This window comes from Cupriavidus sp. SK-3 (assembly GCF_000611145.1).
Classification (GTDB): domain Bacteria; phylum Pseudomonadota; class Gammaproteobacteria; order Burkholderiales; family Burkholderiaceae; genus Cupriavidus.
The window spans coordinates 1-24,676 of record NZ_JFJV02000135.1; the positions used below are offsets into that span (position 1 = coordinate 1).

Below are 24,676 nucleotides of genomic sequence, written 5' to 3' on the forward strand. Positions count from 1 at the left end.
TGAAACCGCCTTTGACTTTAAGCCTTTAAGCTTTTACGCCTTTGAAGCCTCTGAAGTTCAGCAGCCAAAGCCACCTCACTTCCCCACCCCCCCAATCGTCACCACCTTCCGCACCGGACTCGACAACACCAACGACGTAGTCACCGCCCCATGCACCGCCAACGCATCCACCACCCGCTCCAGCTCACTGGGATCAGCAATCGCACAACGCACAATAAAGCAATGCTCGCCGGTCACACGATCGGCACTCAGCACCTCCGGCATACTCTCAAAGAGCCTCACATACTTCTGGATATAAGCATGCGTGGTCTCGATATGGATGATTGCCTGCAGCCGCCCGCAAGTTCACCCTCGCCCCATATCCCTCGATCACCCCCGCGTCCTCCAGCTTGCGCACCCGCTCGCTCATGGCCGGCTGCGACAGCCCGATGCGCTTGCCGAGCGCCGCCAGGCTCTGGCGCGCGTCGGCCTGCAAGGCTTCGAGAATCAGTCGGTCTTTCTTGTCCAGCTCCATCCAGCGCTCCCCTGACGCCCGGCGCGCGCCGCCGATGACTCATCGGTGCGCCGCGCTGTTTTCCAATGCCTTCCCATGTCTCGCAATGGCATGCCGCGATTATGCTGGAACACGCCCGGCTCGATGCAGAGCCCCATTCCCTTCCGGAGGCAATATGCAACTCGTAGGCATGCTCGATTCCCCCTATGTGCGCCGCGTCGCCATCTCGCTGCGGCTGCTGGATTTGCCGTTCGAACACAAGCCGGTCTCGGTGTTCAGCACGTTCGCGGAATTCCACGCAATCAATCCCGTGGTGAAGGCGCCCACGCTGGTTTGCGACAACGGCGTGGTGCTGATGGAATCCGGCCTGATCCTCGACTACGCCGAAACGCTGGCCGGGCGCAGCCTGATGCCAGCGGATCCCGGCCGGCGCCAGCATGCGCTGCGCATGACCGGGCTGGCGCTGGCCGCCTGCGAAAAGACGGTGCAGATCGTCTACGAGCGGAACCTGCGGCCGGCGGAAAAGCAGCACGAACCGTGGATCGGGCGCGTGCAAGGCCAGTTGCTCGCGGCGTACTCGGCACTGGAAGCGGAGCTGGCGGGCGCAGCGCTTCCGCCGGACGAGCGCTTGCTCACGCAAGCCGACGTGACCACCGCCGTGGCGTGGAGCTTCACGCGGATGATGCTGCCGGAATCCGTCGATGCGCGCGCGTACCCGGCGCTCGCATCGTTCAGCGCCGCCGCGGAACGGCTGGCCGCGTTCAAGGACACGCCGCAGACGTGACCCCTTCCGCGCCGGCCAGCCGGCCGGTCAATCAGTGCGCCAACGCCTGCGCAAGCGCGCGCAACAAGCCGGCGCCGTCGCCCCGCCAGGCACTGCCATGCATGCAGGCCAGGGTCGTGGGTTCGAGCAGCGCCATGCGCTCAAGCATGGCGCCTGCGTTCGGCGTGTGTGAGAAATAATCCATGCCGCGCCGGAACGCTTCGCTGGGCCCCAGGATATCGGCGTCGGTGAGAGGGGGAAGGCCGGAACCGCCCTGGGTGAACAAGTCGCCGCAGAGCAGCGTGCCGGTGCGCTCTTCCATCAGGAACCCGCACTCCCAGGCATGCGGCAGATGCGGCGTCTCGAGCCAGCGCACGGTATGGCGGCCAAGCGCTACGGCTTGCCCGTCCGCCAGGCCCTGCGCGGGCCGGTCGGCCAGGTCGTTGATGGACACCATTGCCGCAATGCTGCCGCACAGCGGCGATGCCTGGGGCGCCGCGGCCAGCCAGTCATTGAGCGAGCCGCATTCGTCGGCCTCCACGTGCGAAAAGGAAATATGGCGCAGCCGGTCTGGCGCCATCACGCTGGCCAGGGCTTCGCGCACCAGCGGGAACATCTTGCGCGGCCCTGTGTGGAACAACAGCGGCTCGTCATCAAGGATCAGGTACTGGTTGAAAGAAAAGCCGCCGGGACCGCCGTCGATGGTGACCGGGGTATTGATCCGGTAGATCCCGTCTGCGATTTCATGGACATTGGTACCCGACAGGGCATTGGTGACAGTCATCGTTGTCTCCTGGAGATCGTCGGGGCGCGGGGCCCGGCCGTCGGTGCCGGCCTGCTTCATTCTAGGCATTGAAACACCGCTGGCACGCCTCCTTTTGCCTGCCGGGATGCACATCTGCTGCCGGCGCATTTTTCCGCGCACCGGCGCAAAATGGGAATGGCGGCGATCTCGCGAGCGGGTAATCGCGTATCCGCGCCAGCCTGGAAGACGGAAGTGCAGACGGAAGTGCATGATGAATGACGTCAGCGGGACAACCTCGGGCAACGCGGCTCCGGCCGGCTGCGGTGCCTGCGTGCGCTTGTTCCTGTGCGGCGACGTGATGACCGGCCGCGGCATCGACCAGATCCTGCCGCACCCGGGCAGGCCGCACCTGTACGAGCGCTGGGTACGTTCGGCAATCGGCTATGTCGAGCTGGCGGAGCGCGCGACAGGCCCGATGCAGCGGCCCGTTGACCATGCCTATCCCTGGGGCGACGCGCTCGCGGTGCTCGATCACTTCCAGCCGGATGCGCGCATCGTCAACCTGGAAACCGCGGTCACCACCTGCGAGGATGCGCAGCCGGGCAAGGGCATCCACTACCGCATGCACCCCGCCAATGTGCCGTGCCTTACCAGCGCGCGGCTGGATTGCTGCGTGCTCGCGAACAACCACGTGCTGGACTGGGGATGCGCCGGGCTCGACGAAACCCTGGCCGTCTTGCGCGGCGCCGGCTTGCTTACCGCCGGCGCCGGACGCGACGAAACGCAGGCCGCCGCGCCCGCTGTGATCCGGCTCGCGCGAGGCGGAAGGGTTCTCGTGTTTGCCTATGCCACCGCGACCAGCGGCGTGCCGGCGGACTGGGCCGCGGCAGCAGGCCGCGCCGGCGTAAGTTTCCTGCCGGACATCTCGGCGCGCGCCGCCGATCGGGTTGCCGGCCAGACAGCGGCGATACGGTGCGCGGGCGACATCCTGGTGGTGTCGCTGCATTGGGGTGGCAATTGGGGGCTCGATATTTCCCATCAGGAGCGGGCCTTCGCGCACCGGCTGATCGATGCTGGCGGCGCCGACATCGTGTACGGGCATTCGTCACATCATGTGAAAGGCATCGAGGTCTACCGCGAGCGCCTGGTTCTCTATGGCTGCGGAGACTTCCTCAACGACTACGAAGGCATCGGCGGCCACCAGACTTACCGGCCTGACCTGGCATTGATGTACTTCCCGCTAGTGGACGCCGCGACCGGCGCATTGCGCGCGCTGTCCGCCGTGCCGATGCAGATCCGTCATTTCCGCCTGCACCGCGCGCCGGAGGAGGGCGTGGCATGGCTGCACGCCGCGCTCGATCAGGAAGGCGGCAAGCAGGGCACGCATGTGATCCGCGCAGCGGACGATACGCTGGCGTTGCGCTGGAACGGCTAGCGCGCTACGCGCGAACGGCCTTGGCCATCTCGCTGGTCGCATGCCAGCCCAGCGCCACATACAAGGAGCGGCCCATCTCCGTGGCATGCAGGATGGCGAACTGGACCTCGCGCCTGGCGAATTCATCCTCGGCCAGCTGCATCAGCCTGCGCCCCAGCCCCTGTTTGCGGTATGTCTTGTCCACATACACGTTGAGCACGTAGCCGCGCTTGTCCTGGGTGGGATGGGACGGATGCGGCGGCCAGTCGATCGCCATCAGGCCGATGCCGGCCACGGGCTGGCCCTGATCCTCCAGCACGAATCCAAAATAGCTGCCATCGCGCAGGCGCGGCTCCAGCCACGGCCGGAACTGCCGGGTCATGGTCTGGAGAATGTCATTGTCGCGGCCGGCCTCGCGGAACATTTCCTCGCGATGGCGGCAGACCAGTTCGACATCGTCGACACCAAGCGGGCGGACTTCCATGGACGGCTTCCTTCGGGTAGCGGGTTGGAGAGAAGTGCGCGCGGCAAGATATTGTCCAGGCCGCGCCAGCGCTATCCTAACGCACGCTCCGCGATTCGAAAATTCTCCGCACCGGCAGCGTGAACGCTCGCTGCGACCGGCATGCATCATGGCTCGCCATGGATCCGGATTTGCACTGGCGACGCGCCAGAGTGGATTCGGGTCACCACGAAGAAAAAAAGCGAAGCACCAAAGGCGCTTCGCTTTGAGGCCATCCGGCAAGCACGCGCCGGATGGCAGGACGAAAGCTGTCCGTCTTACTGCGTCGTCACTGCTGGCTTGATGCCGTCTGCCGAAGCCACCGGACCGGTCTCGCTCAGGCCGCCGCCAAGCGAGCGGTACAGGTCGATGGCGTTGTTCAGGCGCAGTTGCCGCGCCTGGATCAGGTTCTGCTCGGCGGTGAACAGCTGGCGCTGCGCGTCGAGCTGGTCGAGCTGGCTGGAAATGCCGCTGCGGAAACGCTGCGTCGACAACTCGAAGCGCGCCGCCTCGGCGTCGCGCACCTGCGCCTGGCTTGTGACCTGATCTTCCAGCGTGCCGCGCGCCACCAGTGCATCCGCCACTTCCGCGAAGGCCGTCTGGATGGTCTTCTCGTAGTTGGCGATCTGGATGTTCTTGCGGGCCTTGGTCAGGTCCAGGTTGGACAGGTTGCGGCCGTAATCGAAGATCGGCAGCACCAGTTGCGGCGCGAACGACCACGCACCGGTGCCGGCATCGAACAGGTTCGAGAAGACCGGGCTGATCGCGCCAGCATTGGCAGTCAACGTGATGCGCGGGAAGAAGGCCGCGCGCGCCGCGCCGATATTGGCGTTGGCGGAGAGCAACTGCTGCTCGGCCTGGCGGATATCGGGACGCTGCTCGAGCAGGTCCGACGGCAGCCCTGCCGGGATGTCGCTGATGATGCGTTCGTCCGACAGGCGCATCGCTTCGGGCAGGTTCCCGATGGTGCCCAGCGGCTTGCCCACCAGCACTTCGAGCGCGTTCTGCGCCTGCGCGCGCTGGCGTGCCAGCTGCGCCGCGGAGACCCGGGCCTGCGCCACCAGCGATTCGTTGTCGCGCAGGTCCAGCGCCGAGGTGGCGCCTGCTTCGAAGCGCTGCTTGGCCAGGTTCAGCGTGTACTCGCGTGTCTTCAGCGTGTTCTGCGCCAGTTCATACTGCTCGGCGAAGGAGCGCTCGGACAGGTAGGCCTTGGCAACTTCCGAGACCAGCGAGATCTGCGCGGAACGATGCGCCTCTTCGGTAGCGAAGTACTGCGACAGCGCGGCGTTGGTAAGGCTGCGCACGCGGCCAAAGAAGTCGAGCTCGTACGAGGCGATCGACCCGCCCGCCTGGTAGTAGTCGACGATATAGGAATTGCCCGTGGCCGACTGCGCACGCGCGAACCCCTGGCGCGTCCAGCCGGCCGTAGCGTTGAGCGTCGGCAGCAGGTCCGAGCGCTGCACCTGGTACAGCGCGCGCGCTTCCTCGATGCGCAGCGCGGCGGTACGCAGGTCGCGGTTGTTTTCCAGCGAGGTGGCGATCAGCGTTTGCAGGCGCGGATCGCGGAAGAACTCGCGCCAGCCGATCTCGCTCGCATGGCGGCTTTCGCCGGTCTTCACCTCGGCGGCCGCGTACCCTTCCGGCGCGTCCGGATAGTGCGTGGCCACCGGCGGGGCCGGGCGCTCATAAACGGGTGCCAGTGTGCAACCCGAGAGGACGCCCGCCACCAGCAACAGCGTGGTCAGTGTCTTTGTCATTGTCAGATTCCCTCTTTGGGTTCGAGCCGCTGCTGGTCCAGCATATGCTCGCGCTTGCTGCCCTTGAAACGGCTGCGGATCACCACGAAGAACACCGGCACCAGGAAAATCGCCAGCACCGTGGCGGTGATCATGCCGCCGATCACGCTGGTACCGATGGCGCGCTGGCCACCCGAGCCCGCGCCGGTGGCGATCGCCAGCGGCAGCACGCCCAGGATAAAGGCCATCGAAGTCATCAGGATCGGGCGGAACCGCAAGTGCACGGCTTCGAGCGTGGCGTCGATGACGCTGCGGCCCTGCGCCTGCAGATCCTTGGCGAATTCCACGATCAGGATGGCGTTCTTCGCCGACAAGCCGATGGTCGCGATCAGCCCCACCTTGAAGTACACGTCGTTGGGCATGCCGCGCAGGGTCACGCCCAGCAGCGCGCCGAGCACGCCCAGCGGCACCACCAGCAGCACCGCGACCGGGATCGACCAGCTCTCATAGAGCGCGGCCAGGCACAGGAACACAATGATCAGCGACAGCGTGTACAGCATCGGTTCCTGCGAACCGGCCAGGCGTTCCTCATAGGACTGGCCGGACCACTCGAAGCCGAAGCCCGGCGGCAGCTTGGCGAAGTTCTCTTCCATGATTTTCATGGCTTCGCCGGTACTGCGCCCCGGTGCGGCCTGGCCAGCGATCTTCACTGCCGGCAGGCCGTTGTAACGCTCCAGGCGCGGCGAGCCCATGATCCACTTGGAAGTGGCAAAGGCGGCGAACGCAACCATGTCGCCATTCTTGTTCTTCACGCGCAGCTTGGTCAGGTCGTCGGGCAGCTTGCGGTCGCTGCCTTCGGCCTGGGCAATCACCTTGCGTACACGGCCTTCGTAGATGAAGTCGTTCACGTAGGCGGAGCCGAACGCGATGGCCAGCGTCGAGTTGATGTTGGCAACCGAAACGCCCAGCGTGCGCGCCTTCTCGCGGTCGATGTCGATCTGCAGCTGCGGCGCGTCTTCCTGGCCTTCGGGGCGTACGCCCACCAGCGCAGGATTCTTCGCGGCCATGCCGAGCATCATGTTGCGTGCTTCCATCAGCTTGGTGTGACCCTGGCCGGTGCGGTCCTGCAGGCGGAAGTCAAAGCCCGAGGAGTTACCGAGCTCGGAAATCGCCGGCGGGTTCAGCGGGAAGATGATGGCGTCCTTGATGAAGGACAGCGCACCGAACGCCCGGCCAACCAATGCCTGCGCGGTCTCGTTGGCACCCGAGCGCTCCTTCCAGTCCTTCAGGCGCACGAACGCGATACCGCCGTTCTGGCCGCGGCCGAAGAAGGAGAAGCCAGCCACGGTGATCATCTGGTCCACCACCTTGGATTCCTTCTGCAGGTAGTAGTCCTCGATCTGCTTGAGCACGCCGATGGTGCGCTCCTGCGTGGCACCGTTGGGCAGCTGCACCACCGTGATCATGTAGCCCTGGTCTTCCTCGGGGAGGAAGGACGAAGGCAGGCGCTTGAACAGCACCACCATGCCGACGACGATGAGGGCGTAGATGATCAGGTAGCGGCCGCCACGCTTCAGGATGCGTGCCACCGTGCCCTGGTAGCCAGTGGCGGCGCGCGCGAAGGTGCGGTTGAACCAGCCGAAGAAACCCTTCTTCTCGTGATGATGCCCGGCCTCGACCGGCTTGAGCAGCGTCGCGCACAGCGCCGGGGTGAGCGTCAGCGCCAGCAGCGCCGAGAACGCGATCGACGAGATCAGCGACAGCGAGAACTGGCGATAGATGTTACCCACCGAACCCGAGAAGAACGCCATCGGGATGAACACGGCGGTCAGCACCAGCGTGATGCCGACGATGGCGCCGGTGATCTGGCCCATGGCCTTGCGCGTGGCGTCACGTGGCGAGAGTCCTTCCTCGCTCATGATCCGCTCGACGTTTTCCACCACCACGATGGCATCGTCCACCAGGATACCGATCGCCAGCACCATGCCGAACATCGTCAGCACGTTGATGGAGAAGCCGAATGCCAGCAGCATGCCCGTGGTGCCCAGCAGGGCCACCGGCACCACCACCGTGGGGATGATGGTGGCGCGCATGTTCTGCAGGAACAGGTACATCACCAGGAACACCAGCACCACGGCTTCGACCAGGGTCTTGATCACTTCCTCGATCGAGATCTTGACGAAGGCCGAGGTGTCGTAAGGCACCGAGTACTGGTAGTCGGCAGGGAAGAACTTGGACAGTTCTTCCATCTTGGCGCGCACCGCGGTGGCGGTGGCCAGCGCGTTGCCGCTCGGGGCCAGCTTGATGGCGATGGCCGCCGACGGCTTGCCGTTGGTACGGGCCAGCGTGGAGTAGTCGGCACCGCCGAGCTCGACGCGGCCGACGTCCTTGACGCGCACCGAGGAGCCGTCCGGGTTCGTGCGCAACAGGATGTTGGCGAACTGCTCCGGCGTGCTGAGACGGCTTTCCGTGGTGACAGTGGCGTTGAGCTCCGTACCCTGGGGCGACGGCGTGCCGCCAAGCTCACCCACGGCGACCTGCACGTTCTGCTCCGAGATGGCAGCGGTCACGTCTTGCGGCGTAAGGTTGTAGCCGGTCAGCTTGGCCGGGTCCACCCAGATGCGCATGGCGTACTCGGTACCGAACAGGTCGGCCTGGCCGACGCCCGGCACGCGGCGGATCGAATCGATCAGGCTGGCCGAGACGTAGTTACCCAGCTGGATCGCATCGGCCTGCCCGGACTTGGACGAGACCGTCAGGAACATCATGTAGTTGTTCCCGGCCTTGTCCACGCGCACGCCCTGCTGGCGCACCTCCGCCGGCAGGCGCGCTTCCACGCGCTTGAGGCGGTTCTGCACTTCGACCGAGTTCAGGTCGATGTTGGAGCCCGGCTGGAAGGCGATCGTGATCGTCGACAGGCCGGTGGCTTCGCTGGTGGAGTTGTAGTAAAGCAACCCGGGAATGCCGTTGAGCTCTTGCTCGATCACCGAAGTGACCGAGTCTTCAAGCGTCTTGGCGGATGCGCCCGGATAGGTCGCCGTCACCGAGATCGTCGGCGGCGCGATGTTGGGGTACTGGGCAATCGGCAGTTGCACGACCGACAGCAGGCCCCCCAGCACGATGATCAGCGCGAGCACCCACGCGAACACCGGCCGGTCAATAAAAAACTTGGCCATAAAACTGGCTCCCTTCGTTTTGCGCTGTGATTAGCCCTGCTTGGCGTCGGTCTTGTCAGCGGTCACCGCGGCAGGAGCCGAAGCGCCGCCGGCGGCAGGCTGCGCGGCAGGCGCCGAAGCGGCGGCGGTCTTCGAGACAAACGGCACCGCCCTGGCGGGCGCGCCGACCTTGACCTTCTGCAAGCCCTCGACGATCACCTTCTCGCCACCCTTGAGGCCTTCGGTGACGATCCAGTTCTCGCCGATCGCCTGGGGTGCCTTGACCGGCACCGAAGCCACGTTGCCGTCGCCGCCGACCACCAGCACCGATGCGCCCTGGCCGGTGCGGATCAGTGCGCGCTGCGGCACGGTCAGCGCGTTCTCGTCCACGCCCTGCTCGATCTTGACGCGCACGAAGGTGCCCGACAGCAGTTCCCGCTTGGGATTGGAGAATTGCGCGCGCAGCGTGATGGCGCCGGTGGTCGGGTCGACCGTCATGTCCGAGAACAGCAGCTTGCCGGTTTGCGCGTACTCGCGGCCATCCTCGATAAACAGATGGACGCGCGCGCCGCCGTCGACGCCCTTGACCTGGCCGCTCTCGATGGAACGGCGCAGCTTCATCACTTCGCTGGCGGGCTGGGTGAAGGTGACCCAGATCGGGTCCACTTGCTCGACCGTGGTCAGCTTGGTGGCTTCGCCGCTGCCTACCAGCGCGCCTTCCGTCACCAGCGCACGGCCCACGCGGCCACTGATGGGCGCGGTCACGGCCGTGTAGCCGAGATTGATCTGGGCGGTGGAGACGGCGGCCTTGGCCGAGGCGATGTCGGCGGTGGCCTGGCCGGCGGCGGCCACGGCTTCGTCATATTCCTGCTTGCTCACCGCATTGACGGCGACCAGTGGTTTGTAGCGCTCGGCCTTCTGGCGCGCCGCCACGGCATTGGCCTCGGCACGGGCAAGGCTGGCCTTGGCCGATTCGAGTTGGGCCTGGTAGGGCGCAGGGTCGATCTTGAACAGCAGCTGGCCAGCCTTCACCTCGCCGCCTTCGCTATAGTTGCGGGACAGCACGATACCTGCGACCCGCGCCCGCACTTCGGCGGTACGCACGCCTTCCAGGCGGCCAGGCAGTTCGTTGATGACGGAAACGGTGGTGGGCGTGACGGTGACGACACCCACTTCCGGCGGCGGCATGGCGCCGCCCTGCGGCTTCTTGTCGCCACAGGCGGAGAGCGCGAGCGCCGACAAAACAGCGGCGGCAACGCAAGTGATACGTTGGGACTTCCTCATCGATAACCCCATGATGGCAATTTGAGATCGGCCGCATGAGTTCCCGGTGTCGTGTCCGGATACGGCGCGGCCCGCCGTCCTGCAAAGCGCCGGAAAGCGGGCAAAAAGTTTGATGCTAGCCACAATTGGCAACGCTGGCGTGACGCTTGCGACGAACGGTTGCAAATTAGTAACGACATGCCGACATGGCACCGCGAAATGAAGGAGGGCGCTGCGGTGCCGCTCGTCCGATGGACTGGCCGAAAGTCAGGCGAACGCGTATTATATATACATTCAAGCATGTATGTAAGCACTTGTTGCAATGCGGCGATAACCACCCCGCACTCCGGTCCTCACGTACCGGCATGGCGCGCACAGTGCACAGGCGGACCCCACCCCTGCATTCAGGGAGACAGAACCAGACCGGTCCTTCGTGGCCGGCATCAGAGAACATCATGGTCAGACGCACCAAGGAAGAGGCGCTTGAAACACGCCATCGCATTCTCGACGCGGCCGAGGCGGTCTTTCACGCCCGCGGCGTTGCCCGTCCCTCGCTAGCCGATATCGCCGAGGCGGCCGGCGTGACGCGCGGCGCCATCTACTGGCATTTCAAGAACAAGAGCGACGTTTTCGCCGCCATGTCCGACCGCGTCCACCTGCCGCTCGAAGCACTGTGCGAACCGGAACGCATCGCGAGCCAGGAAGACCCGCTGGGCAGCATCCGCGACATCTGCGCCTTTGTGCTGCGCCAGACCGTGGAAAACCCGCAATGGCGGCGCGTGTTCGAGATCGTGTTCCACAAGTGCGAAATGGTGGAGGACAACGGCGCCATCTTCGAGCGGCAGCGCCAGTCGCACCAGGAAGGCACGGTGAAGATGCGGGAGCATCTGCGCATGGCCGTGGAGCGCGGGCAGTTGCCGGCCGACCTGGACCTGGACCTGGCCGTCAATGTGTTCCACGCCTCCATCGGCGGCATGCTGTCGCACTGGCTGTTCGCGCCCGATGATTTCGATCTGGAGGCCAATGCCGAGCGGGTGTCGGACGCCTTCATCGACACCCTCAGGCTATCGCCGGCCCTGCGCATAGGCTATGTGCCGCGCCCCGTCCCGGAACTCCAGGCGGAAGTGGACTCGATGTGCCAGGAGGCACAGAAAGCGCAAACCGCCCTGACCGCGCAGAAGCTGGCCGGGAAATCGTAAGCGGCCATCGCAATCGGCCATCGCAAGCGGCCGCTCAGCCGCGCACGGCGTCGCGCCAGCGCGCCAGGAAGGTCCGTTTGCGCAGCGTATCCTGCGCCGCCAGCAGGCCGGGGCCCACGCTGATCGGCTTGAGCGCGTAGCCCAGCCGCTCGGCCAGCGCCGCGGCGGTGTGCTCGCTGTCGGTATCGGTACGGATCGTGTAGAGCTGCGAGGCAGTCTGCCCGAGCAGGGTCTGGCCAGCGCGCGAGAGCAGGAAATCCAGCCATAGCCGCGCCGCGTTGGGATGCGGCGCGCGGCGCGCGATAAACGCCACGCGCGACATGACCAGCGTGTAGTCGCGCGGGGCAATCACATCGATTTCGGCGCCGCGCTCCATCAGCGAGAGCGCGTAGGAGCCGAGCAGGTTGTAACCCATCACGAATTCACCGGTGGCGATGCGCTCGATCATGCTCGCGGTCGATGCCGACAACTGCACGCCGCAGCGGCCCAGGGCCTGGGCCAGATACCAGAACTCGTCGCCCATGCGTGCGTCCTGCTGCGCCAGCAGATAACCCACGCCTGACTTCTCCACATCGTAGGTCACTACCCGCTGGCGCCAGCGCGGCGTGTTCTCCTGCAGCAGGCGCGCCAGGCCGGTGCGGCTTTTCGGCACTTGCATGCCGGCGAAATGGCGGCGGTTGTAGACGATCACGGCGGGCTCGAAGGTGGTGCCCCAGGCTTCGTCGCGCCATGCCGCCCAGGCCGGCAGGCCGGCGCGCTCCGGCGAGGCGTAGCGCAAGGCATGGCCATCGTTGACCAGCTTGATCTGCAGGTCCATCGCCGTGCTCCACAGCACGTCGGCATAGTCCGGCCCGGCCGCCTGCCCCGCGCCCAGGCGCGCGCTCTCCGTCAGGAAACGATCGTTCAGCTCCAGCGTATTCAGATCCTGGTAGCGCACCTTGAGGCCGGGGTAACGCGCCTCGAACGCTGCCACCAGCGGCCGCGCGATCTCCACGTCGGTGGAAGCATGCACATTGACCATGCCCTCCTGCAGCGCCCGCGCAATGATCTCGCCATAGCCCGCCGGGTAGCCGGCCGGCACCGGCGGGCCGGCCTGGGCGCGCGCGCCGCCGCTTAGCCCGGCACCCAGCGCGGCGGCGCTGGCCAGCACGCGGCGCCGCTTCCAGCTTGCCGGCATGCCGGCGACAGCGGACGCCGCCGGGAGCGAAGGCAAAGCCGGCGGCTGTACGGGCGGCTGGGACAGGTGAGGGGACAGGCAGGGGGACAGGAAAGGGGGCAGCTTGCGCAAGGCAGGAACCATCGGTGCTGACATCGGTGGCTGGAAAGGGCCATGGCACGCTCGCCGCGCGCGGCCCGGGGCGGAGGTATTATAGGCGCCCGCGGCGTGTCCCCGCGGCGGGCGCGGCGTTGCCAGGCTTGGCAGCGCCGCGAAACGCATTTCTTGAAACGGACGCTTATCGAGCAGGGGAGGACCGCCGTGCGCTTGTTGCTGGTGGAAGACGAGATTGAACTGGCGCGCTGGGTGGCGCGCGCACTCGAGCAAGGCGGCTTCGTGATCGAGCACGTGGCCGACGGCCTGCAGGCCGAGGCGCGCCTGATGGCCGAGGAATACGATGTGGTGGTGCTGGACCTGCGCCTGCCCGGCAAGGACGGCCTGGCCGTGCTCAAGTCCATGCGCGGGCGCGACGACCGCACGCCGGTGCTGATCCTGACCGCGCAGGACACGCTCGACGAGCGCGTGCGCGGCCTCAACCTCGGCGCCGACGACTACCTGCCCAAGCCCTTCGCCATTGCCGAACTCGAAGCCCGCATCCTGGCGCTGATCCGGCGCAGCCGGGGGCGTGCCCACCCGCGCCTGCAATGCGGCACGCTGGTATTCGACGGCGAGACCCGCAGCTTCACGCTGGCTGGCGCGCCGCTGGCGCTGACGCCGCGCGAGTCGACCCTGCTGGGCGCGCTGCTGGCAAAGAGCGGCCAGCCGCTCACCAAGGCGCAACTGCTCGACAAGGTGTTCTCGCTCGACGCCGACGTCAGCCCGGACGCCATCGAAGTGCTGGTCTACCGGCTGCGCAAGAAGCTCTCCGGCCACGGCGTGACCATCGTCACGCTGCGCGGCTTCGGCTACCTGCTGGAACCGGAAGGTCAGCCCTGATGCTGCGCCGCCTGCCACGGCACTGGCTGCGGCGCTGGCTGCAGGGCAGCCTGCGCCGCCAGTTGCTGTTGCTGCTGGTGCCCGCGCTGGCGGCAATGATGGCGCTCGACACCTGGCTGACCTACGGCACGCTGCGCGACGCCGCCAACGCCGCCTACGACCGCTCGCTGTACGGCTCGGTGCGCGCCATCGACAACGCCATCGGCATGGCCGGCGAAAGCGTGCAGATCGCGCTGCCGGACGCCGCCATGGAGATGTTCGAGACCGCGGCGCAGACCCATGTCTTCTACCGCGTTTCGCTGGAGCGCAACGGCCAGATCGAAACCGTCACCGGCTATGACGACCTGCCGCTGCCCAAGGGGGAGGTCGCCAGCAACCAGCCGCGTTTCTACGACGCCGACTATCGCGGCGACCCGGTGCGCATTGCCGTGCTTGCGCATCCGGTGTACCGGCCCAACGCGCATATGCGCGTCATCGTGCAGGTGGCGGAAACCGCCGAGCCGCGCTTCGAACTCATCGCCACCGTGTGGCGCGGCGCGCTGGCGCGCGGCGTGCTCCTGATCCTGGTCAGCGCCGGCATCCTGGTGGCCGGCATCACCTATGTGCTGCGCCCGCTGGCCCGCGTGCGCGACGATGTGCAGGCGCGTTCCGCCGGCGACCTGACGCCGCTGGCCTTCGACCACGTGCCGATGGAAGTCCGCCCCCTGGTGGACGCCGTCAACCTGCATGTCTCGCGCTCCGACGCGATGACGCAGGCCCAGGCGCAGTTCATTGCCGACGCGGCCCACCAGTTGCGCACGCCGCTGGCCATCCTCAAGACGCAAGCCGAGTTCGCGCAGCGCCAGCTCTGCGCCAGCGCGGATCCCGCGCAAGCGCGGGATGCCGCCGGGGAGGCGGTAGGCGGCATCGTCACGCAGCTGGAGCAGGCCGCGCGCCTGACCAACCAGCTGCTGGCGCTGGCGCGGGTACGGCAACACCCGGGGAGCGACACACCTGGCGACGCCGAGCCGCCGGACCTGATCGATGCCGTGGCCGTGGCAGAGCAGGTGGCGCTGGACTACTTGCCGCTGGCGCGCGGCAAGCAGCAGGACTTTGGCTGGGAGCGGCCGCAGGGGCTGGTGCTGCCGGTACGGGCCGACGCCGCGCTGCTGCGCGAGGCTTTCGCCAATCTTGTCCACAACGCGATCCAGTATTCGCCGCGCGGCAGCCGGATCACGCTTTCCGCCGCGCGTTTCGCGGATAGCGCCTGCCTGGTGGTGGAGGACGATGGGCCGGGCATTCCCGCCGAGGAGCGCGAAAAGGTATTTGCGCGGTTCTACCGGCGGGTCGGGAATGTCGAGCCGGGCTCCGGCCTGGGACTGGCGATTTCCCGCGAGATGGCCGCGCGGTTCGGGGGGACGGTGGAGCTGGGAGTTGCGGTGCAGGGCAAAGGGGTTCGGGCGGTGCTGGCGCTGCCGATCGGGGAGTGAGACGGCGCCAGAAAGACCAAAAAGTCCAAAAAAACCAAATGTCCATACATCCACCCCCACGTAAACCCCACCCCATTCCCTGACAAATTGACAGCCTTTTGACAGTTTCCACCCCCTAGAATCGCGCCATGGCCGCCGTATCGGCCAGACCATGTCAGAAAACCAAAGAACAAGTCCGGCATGCAAGCGCTGCCGGGGACAGGAGACAACGCCAAGCCGGCCGCTCAACGCAGGCAGCGCCGGCGCACCGCACGACTCTCCCGCCCCCCGACAGCCAGCTTCACCGCCAGCCGGACACCTCCGGGTCGGTCCTCGCCAGCATCACCGGCAACCGTTCACCGGCAATCCTCTGAAAAAGAACAGGAGACCGTAATGCGTCGTTCGATTCATCGCTTTGCCCACGTCGTCATGGCTTCGGCCGCGATCACCGCCAGCGTGGCTGCCGCGCCCGCGTTCGCGCTCGACAGCGTGAAGTTCATGATCGGCGCCAACCCGGGCGGCGGCTTCGACCAGACCGGCCGCTCGCTGGGCGCGGCGCTGGTTGCCGCCGGCGTGGCCAAGACGGCCTCCTACGACAACAAGGGCGGCGCGGGCGGCACCATCGGCCTGACGCAGTTCGTCAATACCGACAAGGGCAACCCGAACGCGATGATCGTCACCGGCGCGGTGATGGTGGGCGCGATCGAAACCAACAAGCCGCCGGTCACGCTGAAGAACGCAACCCCGATCGCTCGCCTGTTCGCCGACACCATGGTGATCACGGTGCCGGCCAGCTCGCCGCTGAAGTCCATCAAGGACCTCACCACGCAACTCAAGGCCAACCCGGGCAGCGTCAGCTGGGGCGGCGGCTCCAAGGGTTCGATCGACCACATCCTGGCGGGCCTGGTGGCCAAGGAAAGCGGCGTGGACCCGAAGAAGATCAACTACGTGCCGTTCCAGGGCGGCGGCGAAGCCTCGGCCTCGATCCTGGGCGGCCACGTGACGGTGGGCATTGCCGGCGTGTCCGAGTTCCTGCCCTTTATCAAGAGCGGCAAGATGCGCGCGCTGGCAGTGACCTCCAAGGAACGCACCGCCGATATCCCGACCCTGAAAGAGCAGGGCATCAACGTGGAGATCTACAACTGGCGCGGCGTGTATGGCGCGCCCGGCATCACCGCCGAGCAACGCAAGGCGCTGGTGGATGCGGTGGTGAAGGCGACCGAGACGCCGCTGTGGAAGGAAACCCTGACCAAGAACGACTGGACCCCGTTCCTGCTGACCGGCGACGAGTTCGGCAAGTTCGTGGACAGCGAGTCGGCCCGCCTGGGCAGCACGCTGCGTGAACTGGGCGTGGCGAAGTAAGCAGCCCGGTCTTACCGCTTCATTGCTTCATTGCTTCACTGTTCGAACGTTTTACCTGTCGGCCCTGCCTGCGGCGCACCATAACGCCCGGTGCGCATGCAGCTGGCGGGGGTCCGGTGTCCACCTGCGATACCCAAAAACCAAACTACAAATCGCCGGGCCCCCGCCTTAAGCGGGGACGACAAACCGCGGCAAGCCAAGGGTCGGCCAACACGACCGCAGGCGCCGCATGAAGGAGCCACTTCACATCATGAAACCCTCGCACCTGGCGATCGGCATAGCCGTATTGCTACTCTCCGTTTTCTATTTCGTCGGCCTGTCGGGCATCTCCGGCGACGAAGGCTATGCCGGCCTGTCGCCGCGCTTCATGCCGACGCTGGTCGCCATCGGCCTGGCCGTGTGCGGCGCGGCGCTGACCTGGCAGGGCATTCGCGGCGGCTTTCGCAATATGCCCGAGGAAGACGCCGAGCTGCCCTCCGCACCGCATAACTTCCGTGGCTTCCTGTGGGTGGCTGCCGGGCTGGTGGCCAATATGGCGCTGATCGGCACGCTCGGATTCGTGCTGGCGTCGACCCTGCTGATGATCTGCGTGGCACGCGGCTACGGCAGCAAGCGCTTCCTGCGCGATGGCCTGATTGGCCTGTGCATTACGTTGCCGATGTGGGCACTGTTTGAATTCCTGCTCGGCATCAATTTGCCGCTGCTGCCCGTCGCCGGGTTCTGACCGGAGCTGATCCATGGATACTCTCAACCTGCTGATGCATGGCTTTGCCATCGCCATCACGCCAATCAACCTGATGTGGGCCCTGGTCGGCTGCTTCCTGGGCACCGCCATCGGCGTGCTGCCGGGCATCGGCCCGGCACTGACCGTGGCGATGCTGCTGCCGCTGACCGCCAAGGTGGAACCCACCGCGGCGCTGATCATGTTCGCCGGCATCTACTACGGCGCCATGTACGGCGGCTCCACCACCTCCATCCTGATGAACACGCCGGGCGAGTCGTCGACCATGGTCACGGCGATGGAAGGCAACCTGATGGCCAAGAGCGGCCGCGCCGGCCCGGCGCTGGCCACCGCGGCCATCGGCTCGTTCGTGGCGGGCACGATCGGCACGGTGCTGCTGTCGATGTTCGCGCCGGTGGCGGCCGACGTGGCGCTGCAGTTCGGTCCCGGCGAGTACTTCATGATCATGCTGCTGGCCTTCACCACGGTGTCGGCGGTGCTGGGTTCGTCCTTGCTGCGCGGCATGACCAGCCTGTTCCTTGGCCTGGGCATCGGCCTGATCGGCATGGATTCGCTGTCGGGCCAGACCCGTTACTCGATGAACGTGCAGGAACTGTACGACGGCATCGATATCGTGGTGGTCGCGGTGGGCCTGTTCGCGGTGGGCGAGGCGCTGTTCAATGCCTTCTTCCCGCAGCCGGACGGCAGCTTCAACAGGCTCAGCTCGATCATGATGACCAGGTCGGACTGGAAGCGCTCGGTGCCGGCATGGATCCGCGGCACCATCATCGGCTTCCCGTTCGGCCTGATCCCGGCTGGCGGCGCTGAGATCCCGACCTTCCTGTCGTACGCCACCGAGAAAAAGCTGTCCAAGCACAAGGGCGAGTTCGGCACGGTAGGCGCGATCGAAGGCGTGGCCGGCCCCGAGGCCGCCAACAACGCCGCGGTGACTGCCACGCTGGCGCCGCTGCTCACGCTGGGCATCCCGACCTCGAACACCACCGCGATCCTGCTGGCGGCGTTCCAGAACTACAACCTGCAGCCGGGCCCGATGCTGTTCCAGACCTCGGGCGACCTGGTGTGGGGCCTGCTGGCTTCGCTCTACATCGGCAACGTGATGCTGCTGGTGCTGAACCTGCCGGCCATCGGCCTGTGGGTGCGCATGCTGCGCATTCCCACGCCGCTGCTGTACGGCGGCATCCTGATCTTCGCGGGCCTGGGCGCCTACGGCATCCGCCAGTCGTGGTTCGACCTGCTGCTGCTGTTTGCCATTGGCGTGCTGGGCATGGCCATGCGCCGCTTCGACTTCCCCACCGCGCCGGTGATCGTTGGCATGATCCTGGGACCGATCGCGGAGAAGCAGTTGCGCAACGCGCTGTCGATCAGCCAGGGCGACTGGTCGATCTTCGTGACCCAGCCGATCTCGGCCACCATCCTGGCCATGACGGTGGCGGTGGTGCTGATCCCGCGCATCCTGGGCTGGCTGTCCCGGCGCTCGGCGCGCGGCGGAGTGGCTGACGCCACCGGTTGATTGGCGCAAAATGCGGGCAAGGCCCGGCACTCCAGGGTGCCGGGCCTTTTCGTTTGTGGCGCCGTTGCAGGCCATCGCATCGGCGCTGTTGTCCCTACATTCCGCTTCATCACAAGAACACCGCGCCGGCGCCCGCGCGCCAGGCCGCTGCAACATGCCCTCTCTTCTTCACCGCTGGCGTCCGGTCCTGCTGACGCTGCTGCTCGGCCTGGCCGCCGCGCTGCTCTGCACGCTGCTTCACACGCCCCTGCCATGGATGATCGGCCCGCTGCTGGCGGTGGCCACCGCGCGCATGCGCGGCGCCGACCTGCACGCGCCCACGCAGGCGCGCAACGCGGGGCAGTGGGCCATCGGGACTTCGCTCGGGCTGTACTTCACGTCCGACGTGGTGGAACGTCTGCTGGCGTTCCTGCCGTATATCGTGGCGGGTTCGCTGTTCGCGCTGGTGCTCGGCTGCGGCGGCGCCTTCCTGCTGCGCAGGAGCACGGGCGTGGCGTTCAAGACGGCGTACTTTTCCACCGCCATCGGCGGCGCTTCGGAGATGGCAAACCTGGCCGAACGCAACGGCGCGCGCATCGACCAGGTGGCCGCCGCGCATTCGCTGCGCGTGCTGATGGTGGTGGTGGCAGTGCCCGCGCTGTTCCAGTACGGCGGCATCCACGGGCTCGATCCCTATATCCCCGGTCCGCGCACGGTGGACTACCTGGGGCTGCTGGGGCTGATCGCGATCACCGTCAGCGCAGCGCTGGTGCTCAAGCGCTTCAACCTGCCCAATCCCTTCGTGATCGGCACGCTGCTGGCGGCAGCGGTGCTGACCGCCTCGGGCGTGGAACTGTCGGCCATCCCCACCTGGATGAGCCGCGCCGGCCAGTTGCTGATCGGTGTCTCGCTGGGCGCGCGCTTCTCGCGCGACTTCCTCCACACGGCGCCACGCTTTCTCACCGGCGTGGCGCTGTACACGCTGGTCGCGCTGGTGCTCTCCGCGCTGTTCGGCTGGGCCCTGTCGGCGCTGTCCGGCGTGCATCCGGCCACCGCCATCCTCGGCACCACGCCCGGCGGCATCGCGGAGATGTGCATCACCGCCAAGGTGCTGGAACTGGGCGTGCCGCTGGTGACGGCCTTCCACGTCATCCGGATGGCGTTCGTGGTGCTGTGCACCGGCCCCCTGTATCATTGGCTCAAACATCGCGCCGCGCCGGAGGAGACGGAATAGCAACCTGGCCCGGCCCCACCCCAGACAAACGGGAGTGCCATGCCAGAGTCAATGCCAAGACCCAAGCCGGAATCCAGCCTGACGCTTGCCGATATCGACGGCACCTTGCAACGCGTACTGGCGCCGTGGGTGCGCCAGCTCGGCCTGCGTGCCGAGGCCGTTGATGCGCAGGGCGTAACACTGCGCCTGCCTTTCGACGAATCGTTTCGCCACGCGGGTGGCGTGGTGTGCGGCCAGGTGCTGATGGCCGCCGCCGATACCGCCATGATCGTGGCGGTCGCCAGCGCGGCGGGCGGCTTCCGCCCCATGACCACCGTCACGCTGACAACCAACTTCATGCGCCCGGTGATCGACGGCGACGTGCTGGTACGCGCCAATGTGCTGCGTCTGGGCAAGACCGTGGTGTTCGGCGAAATCGAGCTGACCGGCACCGACGGCAAGCTGGCCGTGCAGGCCACCACCACTTATGCGCTGCTGTGAGCGGCGCCATCACTGAAGCCATCACTGAATTGCATGCAATCCATGTATGAGCCCCGCAGCGCAGTAGCTCCTGCTTCCGTCCAGCCCGCCGCGGCAGCCTCTCCGTTCGACCAGGTGGTGTTCGCCGGCGGCGGCAACCGCTGCTGGTGGCAGGCGGGCTGGTGGGATACGGTGGCGCCCGAGCTGGGCCTGCGCCCGCGCGTGATCACGGGCATTTCCGCCGGTGCCGCCACGGCCTGCATGGTCTACACGCACGACTCCCGCGAGGTGATGGCGTACTACCGCAAGGTGCTTGCCGGCAACCGGCGCAATGCCTACTGGGGCAACCTGCTGAACAAGCAGCGCGTGTTCCCGCACTACGGGATCTACCGCACCGCGCTGCTGAGCATCTTCGGCGAGGGCCGCCTGGCGCGCTTGCAGGCGGCGCCGGAAATCCGCATCGGCGTGGCCCATATCCCGCGCTGGAGCGGTCCGCGGCTGGCGGTCATGGCTGGCCTGGTGGCCTACAACATCGAGAAGCACTGGCTCAAGACGCTGCACCCGCGGCTGGGCCGCAAGCTGGGCTTCCATCCGGAGTTCGTGCGCGCGCAGGACTGCGGCTCGCCCGAGCAACTGGCCGACCTGTTGCTGCAATCTTCCTCGACGCCCCCCTTCACGCCGGTGCTCCGGCGCGACGGCCGGCCCGTGCTCGATGGCGGCATGGTCGACAACGTGCCGGTCGACGCGCTCGACGCAACGCCCGGCGACGTACTGGTGCTGGTGACGCGGCTCTATCCGCGTCCACGGCGCTTTGTTCTGCAACACGGCGCGCAGCGCCGGCTCTACCTGCAACCTTCGCAACGGGTACCGATCTCGAGCTGGGACTACACCCAGCCCGGCGCGATGACCGGTGCCTACGATCTCGGCCGGCGCGACGGGGAAACCTTTCTGCGCGAATGGCCGTCTGTCCTGAAGACGGAGCTTGGCACCGCCGCGTAGCGTTCAACCAGCGCGACGGCCGCCCTAGCGGCTCCGTCATCACGATGTGCAATGCGGCCTTCGCGCCGCAACAGGAGGCATTGATGACGAAACGCCAGGCAAGACCCACGACCGAGCGCCGCAGCGCGCGCAGGGCGACATCCGAGCAAGCGGTGGAGCACGTCCCCCGCCGCGGCAAGCGCAAGACCGGCGCGCAGCGTGAAGCGGACTTCGTGGTGATCGGCGCCGGCTCGGGCGGAGTGGCGGCGGCGCGGCGCGCGGCCTCGCACGGCGCGCGCGTGGTGCTGGTGGAGCGCGATGCCATCGGCGGCACCTGCATCAACCGCGGCTGCGTTCCCAAGAAAATGCTCTCGTATGGCGCCAGCCTGGCCGCCGTCCTGTCGGGCTGCCTGTCGCACACCGGCGGCAAGGAGGACTGGAGCGATGCCATCGTGCGCGTCAACGCCGAGATGGCGCGGCTGCACGTGGCCTATACGCACCGCCTGCAGGAAGCCGGCGTGGAACTGCTGCGCGGCGATGCCACGGTGATCGCGCCGGACCAGGTGCAGGTGGGCGCGGAGGTCATCCAGGCGAAACGCATCCTGATCGCCACCGGCGCGCGGCCGCGTGCCTTGCCGGTGCCGGGCTTTGATCTCGCCTGCACCTCCGACGACATCTTCACCTGGCAAAGCCTGCCGGCTTCGCTGGTGGTGATCGGGGGCGGCTACGTGGCGGTGGAACAGGCCTCGATCCTGTCGCGCTACGGCGTCAAGGTGGAGATGCTGGTGCGCGGGGAACGCCTGCTGCCGCGCTTTGACCGTGAAGTTGCCGAGGCACTGGCCGAGGCACTCGCCGCCAAGGGCGTGCGGCTGCATTTCAATACCGAGGTAACGCTGCTGAACCAGGCCAACGGTGCCATCGATGTGTGCTACCGGCAGCATGGCGATGGCGGCAATGGCAACACCGGCAACGGTGGCAAGGACCGCATCCAGACCGTGCGCGCGCAGGCAGCGCTGGCTGCCATCGGGCGCGACCCGCATTGGGACGGGCTCGGCCTGGAGGCGCTTGGCGTGCAGAAAGACGAGCGGGGCGGCATCCAGGTGGACCGCTCGTTCCGCACCAAGGTGCGTGCGATCCACGCCATCGGCGATGCCATCGACGGCCTGCACCTGACACCGGTGGCCAGCGCGCAGGGCCGCTGGCTGGCGGACCGCCTGTTCGGCCGCCGCGGCGACCGATCGGATTTCGACCTGGTGCCTACCGCGGTGTTCTGCGAGCCGGCCATCGGCAGCGTGGGCCTGAGCGAGCAGGCCGCCATCGAGGAGGCCGGCAAGCCGGAGCGCATCCACACCGTGGTGCGCCGCTTCGTCTCGCTGGAGAACCGCTTCGCCGGCAGCGAGCAGGCGTCCATGGTCAAGCTGGTGGTGAATGCGCGCAGCGGCCGCGTGCTGGGCGCGCACATGATGGACAACGCCGCGCCGGAAATCGTGCAGGCGTTCGCCGTGGCGCTGCGGCTGGGAGTGAGGCTGTCGCACCTGCAGACCACGGTGCAGTTGCATCCGACCGTGGCCGAGGAACTGTTCGGCTGAGCGCCCCCCCGGACTCAGGCCGGCGCGGCTTCCTGCGCCGGCCTGGCGCCATCGCACGGATCGGCCCGCTTGTGCGCGGGCACCAGCACCACGCGGTCGTAGGCGCCGATTTCGTGGCCGCTGGCCTGCTCCAGGTAGCCCACGCTGTAGATGCTGCCCGGCTCGGCGGCGAGCCAGCGCGGCGCGCCCACGTCGCGCCGCACATGGCCGTTGCCGGCGATCAGCACCGCGCCGCGTTCGGCGTATTCGCGCATCGCGGCCGCCATCACCGCATCGCGCGCGGCCTGGGCATCGAGCATGCCTGGCAGCATGGCCTTGGGGAAATTGCCGCAATGGCCGCGGTCGAGCACCGCGGTCTGTTCCGTCACGATGTCTTGGGGCAAGGGCGCGGCAAGGCCGAGGCGCTTGCGCTCGGCCGCATCGAATACGCCATCGAGCCCACCGCGCACGATGCGCCCCGCATCCGCCCGCGACAGGTTGGCCGCCACCAGCGGCAGGTCATAGCGCAAGGCCAGCGCCACCACCGGCGTGTAAAGCTCCCACTGCCAGTTCTTGGCGCCCGCCTGCGCCACCACATACGCTGCGTCACCGGGGCGCTCGCGGCGGGCGCGGTCGATATCGGGCTGGCGCTCGCGGTCGAACTGCTCCATTGCGATGGCCGGGCGCCAGCCCGCTTCGAGCGCGCTCGACAAGGCAAGCAAGCGCCGCTTCTGGCCATCGGCGTTGTCGTGGACCTCGCCCAGCAGCACGTAGGTTTTACCGGTGAACTGGTGCGCGACGTCGCCAGCCACGGCGGCCGGTGGCGTACCCGCGCAGCCGGCGAGCGCGGCAAGCAAAGCGGAGGCGAGCGCCACGCCGGCGGCGCGGGCAATGGCAAGGCGTGAGCGAGTCTGCATGGCGGCGGTAATCCTGGTTTCTGCGGTTTTTTGCCTGTGGTCCGCGGGCATGCCGCGGACCTGCCTATTATTGCCGAGTTGCCGCTTCCGGCACATAGACCATCGAGCCATCCTTCAGCCGATAGGCAACGCCGGCCTTGGTGCCATCCCCGCTGCCGACTTGTCCGCTCGCCTGGTAGCGCACGACCTTCTCGCCCTGCTTGGAGACGATCTCCATATTCGGCTTGCCGGGATTGGTGATGACGGTGACGTCCGCATGCGTGAACGCGTTCATCGGATTCTGCGCGATCGCCACCAGCAATGCGGCGATCACCACCAGGAACACGTCGATCAGGTTGACCACGGACAGGATGGGATCGTCGGCTTCGCTTTCTTCCAGGAACTTCATGCGTCCACCTCCCACTGCGGCTGGTGCTTGCCCAGCCACACCAGTTCCTCGGCCAGCCAGCGGCGCCGCACATTGACCACCCAGAACGTGATGCTGGCGGCGATCAGCGCGAGGATCACGGCAGAAAAGGCGATGGTGAGGTTCTCGCCCACGTTGGCGAGGTTGCCGCCCGACAAGCCTTTCAGCGCCGGCCCCATCGGGATCATGGTGGCTACAAGCCCCAGCATGGGCGCCACGCGCGTGGCGATGCGCGGCCACTCCAGCAACCGGTGCGCGGTCACGTCGAGCGTGTCCGGGTCCTTCACGCGATGGCGCAGCGCATACGCCACCAGCACGTAGCCGCGGCCGGTTTCGATCGTGTTGCGGCGGCGCTGCCAGCCTTGCATGGCGAACTCGCCGAGCGCCCAGAAGGCGTAGAGGAACAGCAGCCCGATCAGGGCAAGCGTCGGGTACAGGAACAACTGGCCGACGTCATACATCAGGGTTTCAAGCAGGGTAGGGGTCATGATGCCTCAGTGGGGTTTTGTCGGATTCCGGAAGCGTGGTGCGGCGCTGGCGCGGCGCCGCGCGCTGAGGGCGCCGCCGAGCACGGCCCCGGCCAGCGCGATGCCGGCGGCGAGCCACGACAGCACCGGCACGAGCGCCGCGGCGGGCGGCTTGCGCCCCCCC

21 protein-coding genes and 1 pseudogene are annotated in these 24,676 nt (G+C 67.1%); 12 read left to right on the plus strand and 10 right to left on the minus strand.

From position 1 onward, the window contains the following. Window positions 1-75: 75 nt before the first annotated feature. Window positions 76-514: pseudogene (locus tag CF70_RS14270) on the minus strand (Lrp/AsnC family transcriptional regulator). 154 nt (window positions 515-668) lie between these two features. Here CF70_RS14270 and CF70_RS14275 point away from each other — a divergent pair. Next, window positions 669-1,277 (plus strand): glutathione S-transferase, encoded by a 609-nt coding sequence (locus CF70_RS14275; RefSeq protein WP_035865520.1) that lies wholly within the window; start codon window positions 669-671, stop codon window positions 1,275-1,277. A 31-nt stretch (window positions 1,278-1,308) separates the two neighbouring features. Here the strand turns inward: CF70_RS14275 and CF70_RS14280 are convergent, their stop codons facing one another. After that, entirely contained in the window at window positions 1,309-2,040 is a 732-nt protein-coding gene (locus CF70_RS14280) for an MBL fold metallo-hydrolase (RefSeq protein WP_035865692.1), read from the minus strand. 232 nt (window positions 2,041-2,272) lie between these two features. Here CF70_RS14280 and CF70_RS14285 point away from each other — a divergent pair, with 232 nt between their 5' ends. Next, the gene (locus tag CF70_RS14285) at window positions 2,273-3,436 is read left to right on the plus strand and encodes a CapA family protein (protein ID WP_051648454.1); all 1,164 of its coding nucleotides are present in this window, start codon (window positions 2,273-2,275) and stop codon (window positions 3,434-3,436) included. Between the two features lie 4 nt (window positions 3,437-3,440). Here the strand turns inward: CF70_RS14285 and CF70_RS14290 are convergent, their stop codons facing one another. The 4 genes from CF70_RS14290 to CF70_RS14305 all read right to left on the minus strand — a co-directional run bounded on the left by CF70_RS14290 (window position 3,441) and on the right by CF70_RS14305 (window position 10,092). After that, window positions 3,441-3,899 carry a GNAT family N-acetyltransferase gene (locus CF70_RS14290; protein WP_035865523.1) on the minus strand — a complete coding sequence of 153 codons (459 nt, stop codon included), beginning with the start codon at window positions 3,897-3,899 and terminating at the stop codon, window positions 3,441-3,443. A gap of 296 nt (window positions 3,900-4,195) precedes the next feature. Next, the gene (locus tag CF70_RS14295; RefSeq protein ID WP_035865527.1) at window positions 4,196-5,674 is read right to left on the minus strand and encodes an efflux transporter outer membrane subunit; all 1,479 of its coding nucleotides are present in this window, start codon (window positions 5,672-5,674) and stop codon (window positions 4,196-4,198) included. Window positions 5,675-5,676: 2 nt separating this feature from the next. After that, window positions 5,677-8,829, minus strand: a complete 3,153-nt coding sequence (locus CF70_RS14300) for an efflux RND transporter permease subunit (RefSeq protein WP_035865530.1) — start codon at window positions 8,827-8,829, stop codon at window positions 5,677-5,679. A gap of 30 nt (window positions 8,830-8,859) precedes the next feature. Continuing rightward, window positions 8,860-10,092 (minus strand): efflux RND transporter periplasmic adaptor subunit, encoded by a 1,233-nt coding sequence (locus CF70_RS14305; protein ID WP_035865533.1) that lies wholly within the window; start codon window positions 10,090-10,092, stop codon window positions 8,860-8,862. A 434-nt stretch (window positions 10,093-10,526) separates the two neighbouring features. On the opposite strand from CF70_RS14305, the gene CF70_RS14310 reads away from it, so the two are divergent. Continuing rightward, a complete protein-coding gene (locus CF70_RS14310) occupies window positions 10,527-11,270 on the plus strand; it encodes a TetR family transcriptional regulator (RefSeq protein ID WP_035865537.1) in 744 nt (247 codons plus the stop codon). A gap of 34 nt (window positions 11,271-11,304) precedes the next feature. Here CF70_RS14310 and CF70_RS14315 read toward each other — a convergent pair whose 3' ends face one another. After that, the gene (locus CF70_RS14315; RefSeq protein WP_051648439.1) at window positions 11,305-12,447 is read right to left on the minus strand and encodes an ABC transporter substrate-binding protein; all 1,143 of its coding nucleotides are present in this window, start codon (window positions 12,445-12,447) and stop codon (window positions 11,305-11,307) included. Window positions 12,448-12,747: 300 nt separating this feature from the next. Between CF70_RS14315 and CF70_RS14320 the strand changes: the two genes are divergently transcribed. The 9 genes from CF70_RS14320 to CF70_RS14360 all read left to right on the plus strand — a co-directional run bounded on the left by CF70_RS14320 (window position 12,748) and on the right by CF70_RS14360 (window position 22,723). After that, a complete protein-coding gene (locus tag CF70_RS14320) occupies window positions 12,748-13,422 on the plus strand; it encodes a response regulator (RefSeq protein WP_035865540.1) in 675 nt (224 codons plus the stop codon). Beyond that, entirely contained in the window at window positions 13,422-14,891 is a 1,470-nt protein-coding gene (locus CF70_RS14325; RefSeq protein ID WP_035865542.1) for a sensor histidine kinase, read from the plus strand. The genes CF70_RS14320 and CF70_RS14325 overlap by 1 nt, the downstream gene beginning before the upstream one ends. Before the next feature lie 372 nt (window positions 14,892-15,263). Then, window positions 15,264-16,232 carry a Bug family tripartite tricarboxylate transporter substrate binding protein gene (locus CF70_RS14330; protein ID WP_051648441.1) on the plus strand — a complete coding sequence of 323 codons (969 nt, stop codon included), beginning with the start codon at window positions 15,264-15,266 and terminating at the stop codon, window positions 16,230-16,232. A 250-nt stretch (window positions 16,233-16,482) separates the two neighbouring features. Beyond that, complete coding sequence (locus CF70_RS14335) at window positions 16,483-16,956, plus strand: tripartite tricarboxylate transporter TctB family protein (RefSeq protein ID WP_035865703.1); 474 nt, start codon at window positions 16,483-16,485, stop codon at window positions 16,954-16,956. Between the two features lie 13 nt (window positions 16,957-16,969). Beyond that, window positions 16,970-18,484: a tripartite tricarboxylate transporter permease gene (locus CF70_RS14340; RefSeq protein ID WP_035865545.1), complete on the plus strand. Its 1,515-nt coding sequence runs from the start codon at window positions 16,970-16,972 to the stop codon at window positions 18,482-18,484. 154 nt (window positions 18,485-18,638) lie between these two features. Next, complete coding sequence (locus CF70_RS14345) at window positions 18,639-19,697, plus strand: AbrB family transcriptional regulator (protein WP_035865547.1); 1,059 nt, start codon at window positions 18,639-18,641, stop codon at window positions 19,695-19,697. A gap of 51 nt (window positions 19,698-19,748) precedes the next feature. Further along, window positions 19,749-20,177: a PaaI family thioesterase gene (locus tag CF70_RS14350; protein ID WP_035865550.1), complete on the plus strand. Its 429-nt coding sequence runs from the start codon at window positions 19,749-19,751 to the stop codon at window positions 20,175-20,177. Between the two features lie 42 nt (window positions 20,178-20,219). Continuing rightward, a complete protein-coding gene (locus CF70_RS14355) occupies window positions 20,220-21,155 on the plus strand; it encodes a patatin-like phospholipase family protein (RefSeq protein WP_051648443.1) in 936 nt (311 codons plus the stop codon). 83 nt (window positions 21,156-21,238) lie between these two features. Continuing rightward, complete coding sequence (locus CF70_RS14360) at window positions 21,239-22,723, plus strand: dihydrolipoyl dehydrogenase family protein (protein WP_035865709.1); 1,485 nt, start codon at window positions 21,239-21,241, stop codon at window positions 22,721-22,723. Between the two features lie 14 nt (window positions 22,724-22,737). Here the strand turns inward: CF70_RS14360 and CF70_RS14365 are convergent, their stop codons facing one another. The 3 genes from CF70_RS14365 to CF70_RS14375 form a co-directional block, all read right to left on the minus strand. Further along, a complete protein-coding gene (locus CF70_RS14365; protein WP_051648445.1) occupies window positions 22,738-23,619 on the minus strand; it encodes a ChaN family lipoprotein in 882 nt (293 codons plus the stop codon). Window positions 23,620-23,686: 67 nt separating this feature from the next. Further along, the gene (locus CF70_RS14370) at window positions 23,687-24,007 is read right to left on the minus strand and encodes a DUF2149 domain-containing protein (RefSeq protein ID WP_035865552.1); all 321 of its coding nucleotides are present in this window, start codon (window positions 24,005-24,007) and stop codon (window positions 23,687-23,689) included. After that, window positions 24,004-24,513 carry a MotA/TolQ/ExbB proton channel family protein gene (locus tag CF70_RS14375; RefSeq protein ID WP_035865554.1) on the minus strand — a complete coding sequence of 170 codons (510 nt, stop codon included), beginning with the start codon at window positions 24,511-24,513 and terminating at the stop codon, window positions 24,004-24,006. The genes CF70_RS14370 and CF70_RS14375 overlap by 4 nt, the downstream gene beginning before the upstream one ends. Window positions 24,514-24,676 lie beyond the last annotated feature (163 nt).

Coding starts and splice junctions, on each gene's coding strand:
- CF70_RS14295 (WP_035865527.1), bottom strand. CDS start 5,674: ATGACAAAGACACTGACCACGCTGTTGCTGGTGGCGGGCGTCCTCTCG.
- CF70_RS14350 (WP_035865550.1), top strand. CDS start 19,749: ATGCCAAGACCCAAGCCGGAATCCAGCCTGACGCTTGCCGATATCGAC.
- CF70_RS14355 (WP_051648443.1), top strand. CDS start 20,220: ATGTATGAGCCCCGCAGCGCAGTAGCTCCTGCTTCCGTCCAGCCCGCC.
- CF70_RS14370 (WP_035865552.1), bottom strand. CDS start 24,007: ATGAAGTTCCTGGAAGAAAGCGAAGCCGACGATCCCATCCTGTCCGTG.
- CF70_RS14280 (WP_035865692.1), bottom strand. CDS start 2,040: ATGACTGTCACCAATGCCCTGTCGGGTACCAATGTCCATGAAATCGCA.
- CF70_RS14305 (WP_035865533.1), bottom strand. CDS start 10,092: ATGAGGAAGTCCCAACGTATCACTTGCGTTGCCGCCGCTGTTTTGTCG.
- CF70_RS14360 (WP_035865709.1), top strand. CDS start 21,239: ATGACGAAACGCCAGGCAAGACCCACGACCGAGCGCCGCAGCGCGCGC.
- CF70_RS14330 (WP_051648441.1), top strand. CDS start 15,264: ATGCGTCGTTCGATTCATCGCTTTGCCCACGTCGTCATGGCTTCGGCC.
- CF70_RS14315 (WP_051648439.1), bottom strand. CDS start 12,447: ATGCCGGCAAGCTGGAAGCGGCGCCGCGTGCTGGCCAGCGCCGCCGCG.
- CF70_RS14275 (WP_035865520.1), top strand. CDS start 669: ATGCAACTCGTAGGCATGCTCGATTCCCCCTATGTGCGCCGCGTCGCC.
- CF70_RS14310 (WP_035865537.1), top strand. CDS start 10,527: ATGGTCAGACGCACCAAGGAAGAGGCGCTTGAAACACGCCATCGCATT.
- CF70_RS14300 (WP_035865530.1), bottom strand. CDS start 8,829: ATGGCCAAGTTTTTTATTGACCGGCCGGTGTTCGCGTGGGTGCTCGCG.
- CF70_RS14345 (WP_035865547.1), top strand. CDS start 18,639: ATGCCCTCTCTTCTTCACCGCTGGCGTCCGGTCCTGCTGACGCTGCTG.
- CF70_RS14365 (WP_051648445.1), bottom strand. CDS start 23,619: ATGCAGACTCGCTCACGCCTTGCCATTGCCCGCGCCGCCGGCGTGGCG.
- CF70_RS14340 (WP_035865545.1), top strand. CDS start 16,970: ATGGATACTCTCAACCTGCTGATGCATGGCTTTGCCATCGCCATCACG.
- CF70_RS14290 (WP_035865523.1), bottom strand. CDS start 3,899: ATGGAAGTCCGCCCGCTTGGTGTCGACGATGTCGAACTGGTCTGCCGC.
- CF70_RS14325 (WP_035865542.1), top strand. CDS start 13,422: ATGCTGCGCCGCCTGCCACGGCACTGGCTGCGGCGCTGGCTGCAGGGC.
- CF70_RS14375 (WP_035865554.1), bottom strand. CDS start 24,513: ATGACCCCTACCCTGCTTGAAACCCTGATGTATGACGTCGGCCAGTTG.
- CF70_RS14335 (WP_035865703.1), top strand. CDS start 16,483: ATGAAACCCTCGCACCTGGCGATCGGCATAGCCGTATTGCTACTCTCC.
- CF70_RS14285 (WP_051648454.1), top strand. CDS start 2,273: ATGAATGACGTCAGCGGGACAACCTCGGGCAACGCGGCTCCGGCCGGC.